Origin of the sequence: Tenacibaculum mesophilum (assembly GCF_003867075.1) — a bacterium.
Lineage (GTDB): Bacteria > Bacteroidota > Bacteroidia > Flavobacteriales > Flavobacteriaceae > Polaribacter > Polaribacter mesophilus.
Window position 1 is genome coordinate 1855628 of the sequence record NZ_CP032544.1, and the last position, 16273, is coordinate 1871900.

At 32.3% G+C, this 16273-nt stretch carries 11 protein-coding genes; all 11 read left to right on the plus strand.

Annotated elements, in window-relative coordinates:
- The first annotated feature begins 41 nt into the window (after positions 1–41).
- The 11 genes from D6200_RS08520 (at position 42) to D6200_RS08570 (ending at position 16050) form a co-directional block, all read left to right on the plus strand.
- Positions 42–1352 carry a TolC family protein gene (locus tag D6200_RS08520; protein ID WP_073184300.1) on the plus strand — a complete coding sequence of 437 codons (1311 nt, stop codon included), beginning with the start codon at positions 42–44 and terminating at the stop codon, positions 1350–1352.
- Between the two features lie 119 nt (positions 1353–1471).
- Positions 1472–2545: an efflux RND transporter periplasmic adaptor subunit gene (locus tag D6200_RS08525; protein WP_073184298.1), complete on the plus strand. Its 1074-nt coding sequence runs from the start codon at positions 1472–1474 to the stop codon at positions 2543–2545.
- A 196-nt stretch (positions 2546–2741) separates the two neighbouring features.
- Entirely contained in the window at positions 2742–5948 is a 3207-nt protein-coding gene (locus D6200_RS08530) for an efflux RND transporter permease subunit (protein WP_073184296.1), read from the plus strand.
- 1 nt (position 5949) lies between these two features.
- Positions 5950–6138, plus strand: a complete 189-nt coding sequence (locus D6200_RS08535) for a YgaP family membrane protein (protein WP_073184428.1) — start codon at positions 5950–5952, stop codon at positions 6136–6138.
- A 232-nt stretch (positions 6139–6370) separates the two neighbouring features.
- Positions 6371–7114 (plus strand): LytR/AlgR family response regulator transcription factor, encoded by a 744-nt coding sequence (locus D6200_RS08540; protein WP_083574835.1) that lies wholly within the window; start codon positions 6371–6373, stop codon positions 7112–7114.
- The gene (locus D6200_RS08545; protein WP_073184293.1) at positions 7098–10055 is read left to right on the plus strand and encodes a sensor histidine kinase; all 2958 of its coding nucleotides are present in this window, start codon (positions 7098–7100) and stop codon (positions 10053–10055) included. Before D6200_RS08540 ends, D6200_RS08545 begins: the two co-directional genes overlap by 17 nt.
- A 128-nt stretch (positions 10056–10183) precedes the next feature.
- Complete coding sequence (locus D6200_RS08550; protein ID WP_073184290.1) at positions 10184–11017, plus strand: hypothetical protein; 834 nt, start codon at positions 10184–10186, stop codon at positions 11015–11017.
- 3 nt (positions 11018–11020) lie between these two features.
- The gene (locus D6200_RS08555; protein ID WP_047790377.1) at positions 11021–12028 is read left to right on the plus strand and encodes a hypothetical protein; all 1008 of its coding nucleotides are present in this window, start codon (positions 11021–11023) and stop codon (positions 12026–12028) included.
- A 1-nt stretch (position 12029) separates the two neighbouring features.
- Entirely contained in the window at positions 12030–12485 is a 456-nt protein-coding gene (locus D6200_RS08560) for a hypothetical protein (RefSeq protein ID WP_047790376.1), read from the plus strand.
- Between the two features lie 174 nt (positions 12486–12659).
- Positions 12660–14657, plus strand: coding sequence for a cadherin domain-containing protein (locus D6200_RS08565; protein WP_073184287.1), 1998 nt, complete (start codon positions 12660–12662; stop codon positions 14655–14657).
- Between the two features lie 280 nt (positions 14658–14937).
- On the plus strand, positions 14938–16050 hold the full coding sequence (locus tag D6200_RS08570; RefSeq protein WP_073184285.1) for a DUF4932 domain-containing protein: 1113 nt from the start codon (positions 14938–14940) through the stop codon (positions 16048–16050).
- Positions 16051–16273 lie beyond the last annotated feature (223 nt).

Sequence of the window (16273 nt, forward strand, 5' to 3'; positions counted from 1 at the left end):
GTATATGTTGCCACTAAATTTGCTGTTATAAAACAGTAAAAATGAAAACATCATATATAAGTTTATTTATGGTAGCACTTTTTATATCTGCTACTACCCTAGCTCAAACTAAAATTTCCATTTCAAAAGGTGAAGTTTTGAAAAGAGTTCAGGAAAATAATACCTCTTTAAGAATAGCTGAACAAAACTATCAGCAAGCACGTGCCGATTACAAGCAGACCAACGCTGTGTTCTTGCCAAATATTACTGCTTCTCATACAGGAATTGTAACTACCAATCCATTAATGGCATTTGGTAGTAAATTGAATCAAGAAATTTTAACGCAAGCAGATTTTAATCCAGATTTATTAAACAATCCGAAACGAACACAAAACTTTGCTACTAAAATTGAAGTACAACAACCTTTAGTGAACTTAGACGGTATTTACCAACGTAAAGCCGCTAAAACTAAAATGGAAGCAACCAACTTGCAGACGCAACGTACTCAAGAATATTTATTGTTAGAAGTTGAAAAAGCCTACATGCAATTGCAATTAGCTCACAAGGGAGTTTCGGTATTAGAAAAAGCCTTAAAAGCTGCGGAAGCTAATCAACAAATGGCAGAAAATAGCTTTAAACAAGGGTATTTACAACGTGCTGATGTATTAGCCGTTAAAGTTCGAGTTACCGAAGTAAAAAATCAATTACAAACAGCAAAAAGCAATGTACTAAATGTTTCTAACTACTTGTCTTTTTTAATGAATGAAAAACAAAACAACATTTATGAATCCTCAGATAGTTTACAAGTACACTTAACGAATCAAGTTGCTGACATTACTATTTCTGAAAATCGTTCAGATATTAAAGCAATGGAATTAGCTTCTGAAGCCTATCAAAAAATGCACAAAGCGGATAAAATGGATTTTCTTCCACGCTTAAATGCTTTTGGTAGTTACGAATTGTACGATGATAAAATTTTCAATGTTGATGCAAATGGTTACGTAGTAGGAGCACAATTAACTTGGGATATTTTCAAAGGTTCTAAACGCTACGGAAAAGCACAAAAAAGCAAAGCTCAGTATGAAAAATCAAGATTAGAATACGAGCAGTACAAATCTAAAAGTCAATTAGAGTTAAACAACACTAAACGATTATTAAACGATGCAGAGGAACAATTAAAGTTAACCGAATTAGCCTTACAACAATCGGAAGAAGCCTTAAGAATCAGAAAAAACAGATTTAAAGAAGGACTAGAAAAAACATCCGATTTATTAATCGCTGAAACACAATACGCTCAAAAACAATTAGAATATTACCAAACTGTATATCAATATAACTATACCAAAGCTTATTTAGATTTTTTAACTCACTAAGAGAGATTTAAAACGCTCCGACACTTGTGTCGATTTTTTAAAATCAATTTCCTTTAGATACCTCGTAGGTTTACTTTGAGGTAGTAAACTAAAAAATAATCAATAGTAAAAACGAACAAATGAAAGCTATATATACAATCGCCCTTGCCATATCACTTTTAGTAGTAAGCTGTGATAAAAAAGAAACAACAAACAATAACAACAAACCAACAGTAGCTGTAAAAGTTGCTAAAGTAACGGCTAATGATAACAATCCGTTTATAACAGCAAGCGGAAAAGTAGCAGCTACCAACAGTGCTGAATTAAGTACTCGTATGATGGGTTATGTAACCAACATACATGTAAAAGTTGGTGATAAGGTAAATAAAGGTCAATTATTAGTATCAATCAATAACAGCGATTTACAAGCTAAAAAAGCACAAGCAGAAGCTAATGTAATTAAAGCACAAGCAGGATTTTCAAGCGCTGAAAAAGATTACAATCGCTTTAAAAACTTATTTGAACAAAATAGCGCTTCTCAAAAAGAGTTTGATGATATCACTGTTCATTACAATGTTGCCAAAGCGAATTTAGAAGCTGCTAAACAGCTAAGAAACGAAATCAATTCTCAGTTTGCTTATACGAATATCAGAGCCCCATTTTCAGGAGTGGTAACCAACAAATTTATCGATAAAGGTGCGATGGCTAATCCTGGGATGCCTTTAATATCTGTTGAAGGAAAAGGCGGTTTTGAAGTAACTGCGTTAGTACCAGAAAGTGACATTTCTCAAATTAAAAAAGACACAAAGGTTGATGTAGCTATCAAATCAATAAACAAAACGGTTACTGGAAAAATATCGGAAGTAAGTACCTCCGCCAAAAATACAGGGGGACAATACTTAGTTAAAATTAACCTAGATAAAACCGATGTAAAATTGTTATCAGGAATGTTTGCTACGGTTCAGTTTCCTGTTGAAAAAACACAAAAAAGTACTGACATGGTTTTAATTCCGTCAGAAGCTTTAGTACACAAAGGACAACTATCAGGAATTTATACGGTAAGTCAAAGTAATACTGCTGTGTTACGTTGGTTACGCTTAGGAAGAACCTTTGGAGATCAAGTAGAAGTTTTATCAGGTTTATCAGCCGATGAAAGTTATATCGTTTCTTCTGAAGGTAAACTATACAACGGAGCGAAAATAAGTGTACAGTAAGCAGTTACCAATAAACAGTTTTCAGTTAGTTGTAAAACTAAATTATAAATCATAGTTGAAAGTTGCGTTAGGGATAGAAGCGACATCCTTTTTACGTCAGTTCGAGTGTCCTGAGCGAAGTCGAAGGATCTATCGAGAACAAGTAAAAAGATATAGCGAATAGCCCGTTAAAACGCCCAAAAAAATATAAATCAAAATGAAAGAAGGTATAGCAGGAAAAATAGCCAAAGGGTTTATAGGCTCTAAACTTACCATACTATTAATGGTCGTGTTTATGGTAATTGGTGTGTATAGTTCTTTTTTTATTCCGAGAGAAGAAGAACCACAGATTGATGTGCCTATGGCTGACATCTTTGTAGGATATCCAGGTGCGAGCCCTACAGAAGTAGAATCGAGAGTTATCAAACCCTTAGAAAAAATAATTTCGAACATCAAAGGAATAGAGTACGTATACTCTACTTCAATGAAAGAACAAGGAATGGTGATTGTTCAGTTTTATGTTGGTGAAGACATAGAGCGCTCGTTTGTAAAACTATACAATGAGATTAACAAACATATGGATCAAATGCCGAAAGGTGTTACGATGCCTTTGGTAAAAACACGCGCGATTGACGATGTACCTATGTTAGGGTTGACATTATGGAGTGAAAACTACGACGATTATCAGTTAAAGCAACTCGCACAAGAGCTTACTAACGAAATTGAAAAAGTAAACGATGTTGCGATTACTCAAAAAATTGGAGGTAGAAATCGTGAGGTTCGTGTGGTAGTAGACAAAGATAAATTAGCTGCAAGTGGATTAGACTTTCTATCGGTTACTGAAATGTTAAAAGCCAGCAATCAGCAGCTAAGTGCGGGGAGTTATGATAAAAACGATACCGAGTTTTTAGTAACTACAGGAAAGTTTTTACAATCTGCTGAAGATGTTAAAAACTTAGTGGTTGGTGTACAACAAAATCAACCGATTTATTTAAAACAAGTTGCGAACGTACTAGACGGACCAGAAATTCCTAAAAACTATGTAAGTTTTGGTTATGGACAAGCAAGTAGTAATGTTTCAACGTATCAATCAGAATACCCAGCAGTAACCATTTCGGTAGCAAAACGAAAAGGAGCGGATGCTATGCAAATTGCCGATGTAATTTTAGCGAAGGTTGATCATTTACGTACCAACTTAATTCCTAATGATGTACATGTTGAAATTACCCGTAACTATGGTGAAACAGCATCACAAAAAGTATCAGAATTATTATTACACTTAATCGGTGCAATTATCGCTGTAACCTTAGTGGTAATGTTAGCCATGGGTTGGCGTGGTGGTTTAGTGGTATTCTTATCGGTTCCCATCACCTTTGCACTTACCTTACTAAGTTACTACATGTTAGATTATACCTTAAACCGAATTACCTTGTTCGCCTTGGTATTCGTAACGGGTATTGTGGTAGATGACTCCATTATTATTGCTGAAAATATGCACAGGCATTTTAAAATGAAGCGACTACCGTTTAAGCAAGCTGCCTTGTACGCTATTAATGAAGTAGGAAACCCAACTATATTAGCCACCTTTACCGTAATTGCTTCGGTATTACCCATGGCATTCGTTTCTGGATTGATGGGACCTTATATGAGTCCGATGCCAATTGGAGCTTCTATCGCTATGATTTTATCACTATTTGTTGCCCTAACGATTACTCCATATTTAGGATATATTTTCTTACGTGAAAAAGACAAGCACGATACTGAAGAAACCTTTGAAGGAAACGAAACCAAAGCAATGCAAAGCACGCTAATCTATAAATTATATGAGAAGTTCGAGCGTCCGCTTATTGAAAATAAAACCAAACGTTGGGCATTCTTAGGAATCACTATTGCTCTACTGCTAGGTTCTATGTCGTTATTCTTTACCAAATCAGTCGCTGTAAAAATGTTGCCTTTTGATAACAAAAACGAATTTCAAGTAGTCATTGACATGCCTGAAGGTACTACTTTAGAACGTACCGATGCGGTAACTAAAGAAATTGCACAATACCTAGCTACACGACCAGAAGTGGTAAACTACCAAAGTTATGTAGGTACCTCTGCTCCAATTACCTTTAACGGATTGGTTCGTCATTACGACTTACGCGGGGGTAGCAATATGGCGGATATTCAAGTTAACTTAACTGATAAACATGATAGAAGTGAACAAAGTCATGATATTGCAAAATTGTTCAGACCAGAAATTCAAGCTATTGCAGCTAAATTTAATGCCAATGTAAAATTAGTAGAAGTTCCACCTGGACCTCCTGTATTATCAACTATTGTTGCAGAAGTGTACGGTCCAGATTATGAAAAGCAAATTGAAATTGCCAACGAAGTTCAAAATATCTTACACAATACAACCGATGTAGTAGATATCGATTGGATGGTAGAAGACAATCAAACTGAATATGAGTTTGTAATTGACAAAGAAAAAGCGATGCTATACGGTGTAGCACCTCAGCAAATTGCTTATACGTTAAACATGGCATTATCCAACAAAGCAGTTTCAACCTTGTATGATGAAGACGCCTCTAATCAAGTAGGAATTGTGTTTGCTTTGGATGAAAAAGAGAAGTCTTCTGTGCAAGATATTGCTCAGTTACAAATTAAATCGCAACATGGCAACCTAGTTTCTATAAGTGATTTAGTTTCTGTGGAAGAAAAAAACAGTGCAAAAAGTATTTACAGAAAGAATCAAAAACGTGTAGTATATGTTATGGCTGATATGGCTGGTGAGCTAGAAAGTCCTGCCTATGCTATTTTAGGAATGGAAGAAAAGTTGAAAGAAATTCCACTTCCAAAGGGATATAAATTGAACGAATTATACATTAAACAACCCGATTTTGAAGATGATTACACCGTAAAATGGGATGGTGAATGGCAAATTACCTTAGAGGTGTTTAGAGATTTAGGAATTGCCTTTTTAGGAGTTATCATCATTATTTATATGTTAATTGTAGGATGGTTCCAAAACTTTAAAGCTCCAATAGTAATGATGGTTGCCATTCCCTTATCAATGGTAGGAATTATTTTAGGACACTGGATGATGGATGCTTACTTTACTGCAACTTCATTTATTGGAATGATTGCCCTCGCAGGAATTATGGTACGAAACTCCGTCTTACTTATTGACTTTGTCAACTTACGTTTAGCAGAAGGAGTTCCGCTAAAGCAAGCTGTGATTGAAGCTGGTGCAGTACGTACCACTCCTATCCTATTAACAGCAGGTACGGTAGTTATTGGCGCATTTGTAATCTTATTCGACCCTATTTTTCAAGGGTTAGCCATCTCTTTAATGGGAGGAACCATTACAGCTACAGTACTTACCTTGTTGGTAGTGCCTTTGGTATATTATTTAATTGAACGTAAAAATTATAAATAACATGAAAAATAGAATTGTACGTGGTATTGCTGGAACTTTTATACTTATTAGTTTAATCCTAGCAATTAAAGTAAATAGTAATTGGTTATGGTTCACTGCGTTTGTAGGAGCCAACTTATTACAATCATCATTAACCAAATGGTGTTTACTAGATGATATTTTAACCAAGGTTTTTAAAGTAAAAGATTAATTTATTCTATAGAATAATTCAACATAAGTTGATTTTTTTTACACAATTGTGGGAATTGTTGTTGTAAATCTTCTGGAGCTTCAAAAAAATGCTCCATAATTACAGCAACAAATTTCTATTTATAGTTTAGTAACAAACCTTCTTCCTACTATTTAATTCTTTCTCATAAACCCATTTTTTCTTTCGTAAAATACTGATAATTATATAACGTACTATCCCTATATTTGTTTTTATGGATGAAATTAGAGCAATCCTTATTGATGATGAACAAAGTGCTAGAAATGTTTTATCTAACTTACTAGAGAGAGCATCTATCAATATTACTGTTCTCGATTCTTGTAATAACTTAGAGTCTGGTGTTCAAAAAATAAAAGAACTACAACCCAATGTGGTGTTTTTAGATGTACAGATGCCTAATTATGCGGGCTATGAAATCGCAAGGTTTTTTGATGTTATATCATTTGAAATTATCTTTGTTACTGCATATGATCACTATGCTATTAAAGCTTTTGAGTTAAATGCTATTGATTATTTAGTAAAACCTATTGACAGAAATAAACTAGATATAGCTCTTAAAAAACTAGAGCATAAACTACATCAAGAAGCTTCGCTAGTTGACTATCAAGCACTTCTTAAAACTATAAAAGATAAAAACTATAAAAAAATTGTTATCCCTGAATTAGGGAATAGACATATTCTTAATTTAACAGACATTGTTGCTATTGAAGCTGACGGAGCTTATAGTAAAATACACGTTGTGAATAAAACAACTATTATCGCTAGTAAAAATTTAAAATTTTTCGAAAACACACTGTCTGAAGAGCCTTCTTTCTTCCGTTCTCATAGAGCGTGGATTGTTAATTTAACTTACATTGAGTTTTTAAACAAAACAACTTTAAACCTCACTCTAGATAATGGAGCTATTACTGCTAAAATTTCTAGATCAAGAATAAGTAGCTTTGAAAGTAGTATTTAGTCATAAACCATCATTTCTTTTAATAAAGTATTTTCTTTTATTACTTATTCTTTGTACTTCAATAGCAACAAAAGCACAAGATCCTGTATTTATACAATTATCTGAAAAAAATAAACTTCCCGATAATGAATTCTATAACATTCATGAAGATCGTAAAGGTTTTATATGGCTATGTGCAAACAAAGGATTGTATAGATACGATGGTAAAACCTTTAAAAACTATAGTAATCCTTTACAACGTGGAGCTTCTGTATTTAATACTCAAGAAGATAACTTAGGACGAATTTGGTGCAATAATATTTCTGGTCAGTTTTTCTATACCCAAAACGATGAGCTACATTTATTTAAAGACTTAAGTGGTTATTTAAATGGTGAACTGGGTGATTTTGTAATACGAAATGATTTTTTATGGGTTTTTACTGTAAAAACGATCTACAAAATAGATTTAAAAACTAAACAAATAATACAACAACATACTACTAAAAAAGGTTTTGGAACTCCGTTTTCTTTTAACAATACGATTTATTCAGGAGCCATCGATTCTATTATTTCAATAAACAAAGACAACAGTATAACTTCACTAATAGAAACCAATCTTCCTTATAAAGGAAAAAAAGGTAACGCTATAAGTTTGGGAAAGTCTATTATCTTTAAAACAAGCTCAACTTACATATACTCCCAAATAAGAAACAAAAAAAACAGCTTTTATAAATTAAACTTCTCTCAAAAAAAATTAGAATCTGTAAAAGGGCTAAAATCTCTTGAAAAAATAAAGCTCTATACTATTTTTGAGCATAACGATGAAACTTGGATAGCAACAAATCAAGGAGTATGGGTTTTTGCTTTCAAAAACGCTGCTTTTCAACTAAAAAAAAGATTTTTAACAGACAAACACATTACCAAAATCATTAGAGATAAAGACAATAATTATTGGCTTACTAGTTTAAATAATGGTGTTTATATTATTCCAAATATTCATATAGAAACCTGTAATATTCCTCTAAAAGAGGAAAATATAAAAACATTAGACAAAATAAACGATAGTACCTTGGTTATGGGGAGTAACCGTGGAAATGTTATTTTTTATAATACCAACTCCCATACTTCTAAAACTATTAATTTACCTGTTAACGAAGGAAAATTATCTAAACTAAAATACAACCCTAATCAGCAAAAAATTTACCTTAGTAAGGGGTTTAGAAGTTATATTTTAGATTATAAAAATTTAACCCTTGAAAAAACTAGATTTTTTGATGCTGCAAAAAGTTTTTCATTCTTAGCTCACAACGATTTACTATATACCAACCATAACAAAGTTGTTTTATTAAAAAATGCTAATTACAACGGTAAAGAAAAATTTATTTCAACAAATAAAAGAACTTACGATTCTTTTTATGACGAAATAAAACACCAAGTTTATGTTGCCTTTGTTGACGAATTAGCTGTATATGATAGCCTTTGGAACAAACAAATAATTGTAAACAATAAAAAACCCATCTATAGTAAATCGATAACCCAAACCGCTAATGGTATTATTTGGGTTGCCACATTTAAAAATGGCCTTTTGGGAATTAAAAATGGCAAAGTAATTCGACATTATACCACACGAAATGGCTTAACCTCAAATATTATTGAAAAAATTAAAGCTGACCAAAATAATCTATGGATTGTAGGTGTAAACAGTATTCAAAAACTCGATATCCTCACCCACAAATTCAAAACACTTACCAAGCGAGACGGTATTAAATCATACAATATTTCTAGTATTGAAATAATTGGTAACAAAATCTATTTCTCATCTGACAAAGGGTTATTTTCCATTGATAAAAACAATGCTTTTAAAACATTACATCCTAAAGTATATTTTAGTGCTATAGAAATTAATGAAAAAGACACCCTAATTACTTCAAATTATACCTTAAGGTATAATCAAAACGCAATAAGAATAAATTTTAATGTTAATGGTTTTTTGTTTAACCAAAAAGGAACGTATAAATATCGTTTAAAAGGATATAACGATGCTTGGTTAACTACAGCTATTGGTGAAAACTCAATAAAATACAATAGTTTACCCGCGGGTGAATACACCTTTCAAGTACACCCATTTTTAAATAGTACAAGTACTAACTATGAAATAAAAGAGCTACACTTTTTTATTAAAAAACCATTTTGGAAAACGTTATGGTTTATCTTATTAATTGTTTCTATTATTTTAGGAGCTACTATTTTATACTTTAAACAAGCAATGCTAAAAAAGGAAAAAGAGCGCATTGCCCAACTTGAAAAAATATCTTTAGAAAAAGAACTGATCGCTATTAATTTAACTGCTTTGCGTTCACAAATGAATCCGCATTTTATTTTTAATGCGTTAAACTCTATTCAAGATTTAGTTTTACAACAAGACACTGATGCTTCCTACGACTATATTGTATTATTTGCTAAACTTATACGAAGCACCTTAAACTATACAAATCAAGATTTTATTCCTATAGAAAAAGAGTTAGAATTTTTAAATGTATATCTCCAACTAGAAAAACTTCGTTTTGGTGATGACTTTAACTACACCATTACCTACGATTCTCATGAAGAATTAGAAGTTCCTTCTTTATTAATTCAACCTTTTATTGAAAATGCTTTAGTACATGGTTTACTACATAAAGAAGGAGAAAAAAAACTAGACATCACCTTCAATCTATCAGAAAACACCTTACAATGTATTATTACTGATAACGGTATTGGAAGAAAGAAAAGTAAAGAAATTAATCTCCGCCAAGGAAACCGTCATGAATCTTTTGCGTTGAACTCCATAAAAAAACGTTTAGAAATTTTTCAAAAACAATATGTTACTAAAATAGGTTTTGTTATTGAAGATATTTATAAAAACAACAATCCTAATGGCACAAGAGTAATTGTAACCATGCCTTTTAAGTATCTATTCTAAATTAACATCGCTTTTTACCTGCTTGTAAAAAACTATTCATAAACTCTTTTTGCTGTTCACAAAACATTTTCTTACAAAATAATCCTTTACAACTACTATTGCATATCTAATACTAAAAAATAGTAAAAATGAAAAGTTTAAAAGAAAGATTATTTATTTTAATGATTGGACTACAATTAATATCATGTGGAAATAATGATGACAATGTAGTTGATACTCCTAAAAACAAAAGTATCACAAAAGCCTATTTCACAAAAACGTTTGCTAACTTCAAAGACACCTATTTCATTTATGATTTAGGAGATGTAATTAATAATTTTTGGGTTTCAGAAGTTTCGGTTGAAGGATATAATAGTGATTACAATTATGAAATAAAAATTAAAGGAGATGTATTAAAACAAGAATATACATTACCTCTTGAGTTTTCAAAAGTTGATGATGCTAATGCAAATATTAGTATCTTAAATTTTATAAAAGAACATTTTAAAGCTAAAACAGACATTTACAAAGCTTTTATTGTAGAAAAAGAAAGTAACACAGAATTAGAAATAAGCATACCTCCTACTTCACCTAACAGACCTTATATTATGGTTGATGGAGATGAAGATGATTTTTTATATCACTTCTTTTTCCTAAGCAATAGAACTTCAACCTCAACAGTATTAACCGAATTAGGTTTAAGTACCCGTCAGCAATTCGATTTTCACTTTGGATCATCTGCAGCTTCTGCTATTGCTAACAACTTAACCATAAGTATGGAAATATATGATTTAAGTTTAAATAAATTAGGAGAAGTTGCTACTACTCGTTTCTTATCAGGAAACACCTGGGCATACTCTTTTATTACTTCAAATTTTTCAACCTATATTCCAAGTACAGGGAATTACTTTTTAAGATTAAAAGGTTTTACAACAGGTGAATTAAGATACAGTCCTTATCAGAAAATCAATATAATAAAATAATAGATGAAAAAAATATTCTTACTAAGTGTATTAACTTTGTTAACAATAACAATACAAGCACAACAAACTCTTTTTGAAGCACTAGAAAACAATGGAGATGGAGCTACCTACCAAGGTTTTGGTGGTTTAGTAGCTAAAGGCGATGGTACTTATAATTTTAATACAGACTATCTGCCTGTTAAAATTGAATTAGAGCGCACCCCATCGGGCATTCCTGTTGGTTTTGAAGCTAGATTTATTAGTGAAAACAAACGAGCTTTTCGTGAAACCGAACTAAGTGATTATGGCACCATAGACAATTATGTGTATCCTATGAGTATAAAACACGGTTATACAAAAAAAGGTTATATGGTAATTGATGATTTACTATTTGAATTAAGAAAAATATACGACGGAAGTGCCCCTAGTATGGAAAATGTAACTTCGGTTTATGTGCTTGTAAAAGACAGAAAAGCTACAGCTAAAACTCCTAAAAAGAAAAAGGGAGGGTTCCTTTCTAGAATGAAAGCTAAAATTAAATCAGCCAGAAACTCATCAGTCCCTTCTTCACCTACTTACAAATATCTTACATCTTTAAACCTCGATAAAAAGTTTAACGACTATGTAGTTGCTATGAAAAAAAAGCAAGCAATACCTTTAACAGCAAAAGACAAAGCTAAAATAGGCGCTATTAAAAAAGCAAAAAAAATGGATGCTGATGAAATAAAACGTTACAATGATTCTATCAGAGCCACTCCTGAATACAAAAAATTGAAAGAGCATCAAGCTCGTATGAAAGCTATGGATGAGGGAAATGCTTTAACAACCGTAACTTTTATAAACCGAACTGGTAAAGATATTTATGTTTTTAAAGCGGGTAGTAAAAACTCAACCACTATAAGAGCCAATAGCTCTTCTAAATTTAATTGTTCTTACAGTTATTCTTATAAATTTAATCCAAATAGTGGTGGTTCGGGTTTACAATTGTACAATGCTAATTCTGGCTGCGAAAGGTCAGTAATCGTAAAATAACATGAAATTTTTCAACTATATTCTCGTATTTATATTCCCCATTACAGTCTATACTCAAAATGAAGTACCTACTAAAAATATTAATGGTCTTTATCATTTACTTGAAGGAGAAAGAACTGTTGGAAATAAGCAAACCAAAACTAAGTTTTTTCAATATAGCTTATTAGGTACTACAAAAACAGTAGCCGTAGCTGCTTGTAAAAAATGTATCCCTGCAATTTACAAATATCAAGAAGCAGAAAGTAAAGAGCTGAACAGGCCAGTTTTTTATAATAATATTGGTCTTTTTTTAATTTCATATGATAAAGAAAGTTTTGTTATGGTAATGGCAGCCAATAAGCAAGATGCAGATTGGACTAACTTTGCATACAGTAATTTTTATAGTAAAAATTACACAAAAGTAAAAGCAATGTCTCAAAAAAAAATTAAAGAATTTATTGTACGAATAGCAAATTAGTAATCGTCTTTCATAAAACATGCCCCCTAAAAATCAATTGATTTTTAGGGGGTTCATGGTTTATCTTGAATTTACATTTTCAATTTACAAACTCAATTTACTCTTCGTAAACTGTTTTTTTAAAATATCTACATATAAAAGTACTCTTGTACTATTAATTAAAAAAAGATCAAAATGAAATTATTTAAAAAAGGGATATTACTAAGCTTTATTGCTATTCAGCTTATTTCTTGTAGTAAAGACGATGAACCACAAAATACACCTCCTGTAATTAAAGCACAAAGCTTCGCCGTAGCAGAAGATAAAGCAGCTAACACCAAAATAGGTATTATTACTGCTACCGATGTTAATAAAGACGACTTAACATTTAAAATTACTAAAAATGACAACAACTTATTTGCTGTTAATGTTTCTGGAGAACTAAGCATTGCTGCTAACAAAAGTTTAGACTATGAAACCCAAACCAAACACGAAATTACGGTTGAAGTAAGTGATGGTAAAGACAAAGCTTCTGCCACTATGACCATCAATGTCACCGATGTAGTTGAAAATGAAGCCCCAAAAATTAACGATCAAAGTTTTGAGGTTTCAGAAGATGCGACTACAGGGGTTACCTTAGCAACTGTAATTGCCTCAGACCCTAATAATGACACAATCACTTTTACTCTTGATGACAATAGTCTTTTTACATTCACCTCTACAAATGAAGGAAAGCTACAGTTGGCTACGGGAAAGTCTCTTGATTTTGAATCTAAGAACAAACATGAACTAAAGATAACTGTTAGTGATGGAGTTTACACCAGTACAGCAACAATCACTATAAATATTACAGATGTAAATGAGGCTCCAGCTATTACCGACAGCTCCTTTGTTAATGACGTGGCAGAAAATATAAATGATGATGATATTATTGCTGAAATAGTTGCTGTTGATCCTGAAAATGATGTTATTAATTACAGTATTACCTCAGACCCTGATCAACTTTTTGAAATTGACAATCAGGGAAAAATCACGTTAAAAACAGGTAAATCATTAGATTACGAAACAAATACTTCTCATACCATTACCGTAAGAGTTACAGATGATAAAGCCTTATTTACCGAAGAAACATTTACAATAAAAGTAACCGATGTAGATGAAAACGGAAGCAGTGCCACTGTAAGTACTTTCTCAGGATCTACCAGTGGTAGCTCTGGCGATAGGGACGGTATTAATGCCCTTTTTAATTCACCAGGAGGTATTGCAGAACATGGAGGGTTGTATTATGTGGCAGATGAAATGAACCATAGGATTAGAAGAATAAACAGAAATACGCTAGAAGTAACAACCTTTGCTGGTTCTACCCAAGGCTTTGCAGACGGCAATGGTTCGGCTGCTATGTTCAATGCCCCCAGAGATATTATTGTTGATAGCCATGGAACGGTTTATGTAGCGGACACAGGGAACAATGTCATTAGAAAAATTACCCCAGCAGGAGAGGTAACTACATTTGCAGGATCTGGCAATTTTGGCAATGTGGATGCCACAGGTACGGCTGCCTCTTTTTCCAATCCAAGTGGGCTGTGCTTTTCGGGCAGTGATATCTATGTGGCCGATTCTGGCAACCATACCATTAGAAGAATTACACCAAGCGCGGTCGTCACCACTTATGCAGGCAGCCCTGGCAATGCTGGTTATGTAAATGGCGACCGAATAGCCGAGGCACGATTTAATAACCCTGTAGATATTACAGTAGATACTAGAGGAACATTCTATGTTAGTGATAATGGTAACCATGTAATCCGAACTATTAATGGAGGTGTAACGGTACGTTTACATGCTGGTGATCCAAATAGCTTTGGGTTTCAAGACGGAGCTGTCAATACAGGAAAATTAAATAGCCCCCAGCAAATAACGATAGGTGGTTCTGGCATAACGGATTTGTATATTGCTGACAGAGGCAACCATGCTATCCGAAAAGTGACATCCGTCGTTACCAGCGGTGGTGGCGGGTTTGGAACCTCACGGTTAGAACTGGTTACCGTTGCCGGTGGTAATGGTCGTGGAAATACGGATGGAAGTGGGAATACTGCACAATTAAACTTTCCGTACGGAATTATAAGTGATTCAGATGCTCCCGCTACTTCTGTTATTATAACCAACTGGCACTCGCTGCGTAGGATAGAGGAGTAAAGATATATTTTGTAAAAGTTGTGTTCATTAAAACCGGGGTTATACAACCTTGGTTTTTCTAAAACATCTAAAATAGCGACCAGTTTTTAAAAGGGCTGTTAGAACAAAATTATCAATATAAACCAAATAAGAAAACATGCCCATATACTGATGGGCATGTTATGTATATTATAGTCTAGTTTTGGCCAGTTCTAAGCATTTTCATAAAAAAGTATTGCCGAGGGTAGTATCCCTCAAAAGCAAAACAATAACTCATTAAGATTAGATATTGAAACAAAAGATGAAACAAATAATAGGAATATTCTTGATTTTAATCACTTTAAGTGCTTGTTCTCAAGAGAAAAAAAAAGTAAGCGAACAAAAAGAAACAATACTAAAAGAACCAAAAGTAGATAAACGTATAGAGTTATTAAGCATTGTTTTTAGGCTTGCAGACAGCCATGAATATAGTCAAAATCTTTTTCCTAAGTATGTTGAAAGCATTCAAAATCATTTTGAGAAATTTAAAAGTCACGATTTAATTAAGTATGTAAAAAGTGAATTACATGAAAAAGGAATTGGTTTTAGTTCAGTTATGAGTATGGCTATACATATAACTGAACCTCAAAATACAAAAGCTATGATAGTGCCTTTTTCAAATAAATCACTAGAAAGACCATGGAGTAAAGAAGGCTCTACACAGTTTTTAAAACTGTTAAATGAATTTTATATTGATGCCGACTGTGAAACTTTTTTTAATAACAATAAAGAACTCTACAAAGCTGCATCAAATAGATTTAAAAAAGTTTATCAAAATTTAGACCTAGAATGGTATCAAAAATTTTATGGAGAAGACCCAAAAGGAGAATTTAAAATTATAAATGCCTTGGGAAATGGAGGAGCGAGCTATGGTCCAAAAATAATTTATCCGGGTGGAAATGAGGTGATCTATGCTATAATGGGAACGTGGAGTGTTGATAACTTAGGTATGCCTAAATATGAAGTGAACGATTATTTTCCAACTATTTTACATGAATTCAATCACTCATTTGTAAATCATATTATAGAAAAGCACCGCTCTGAACTACAAGAAAGCGGGACAATCATCTTTGATAAAGTAAAAGATAAAATGAATAAACAAGCATATGGTAATTGGAAAACTATGTATGATGAAGCGTTGGTTAGAGCGACTGTTATTAAATATATGAAGGACCATAATTATGATAAAAAAACAATCGAAAACGAATTGAATGAGCAATTAAATAGCGGTTTTTTATGGACTCATGAGCTAGTCAAAGAACTAGAAAGATATGATAATAATAGAGATAGATATCCAACATTAGAGAGTTTTATGACAGAGTTAATATTTTTTTTCAATAAAACAGCTTCTGAAATAAGCAAACAAAAAATATAAACCCTAAAAAACAGTTAAAATTATTCAACAAAGAAACACTTATTACTCTCCATAACGCTACAACTAATTTATTATAATAATTATTATACAATTAAAAATTCAGTAGAAATTAAGGAAAATATTTTAAGAGAACATTTAACTAGTATTGATTCCTTATACTAAATTAATAAACCTATCTACATTCTTATTAACTTCTATAATTAGAATAAATACAAAATAGTAA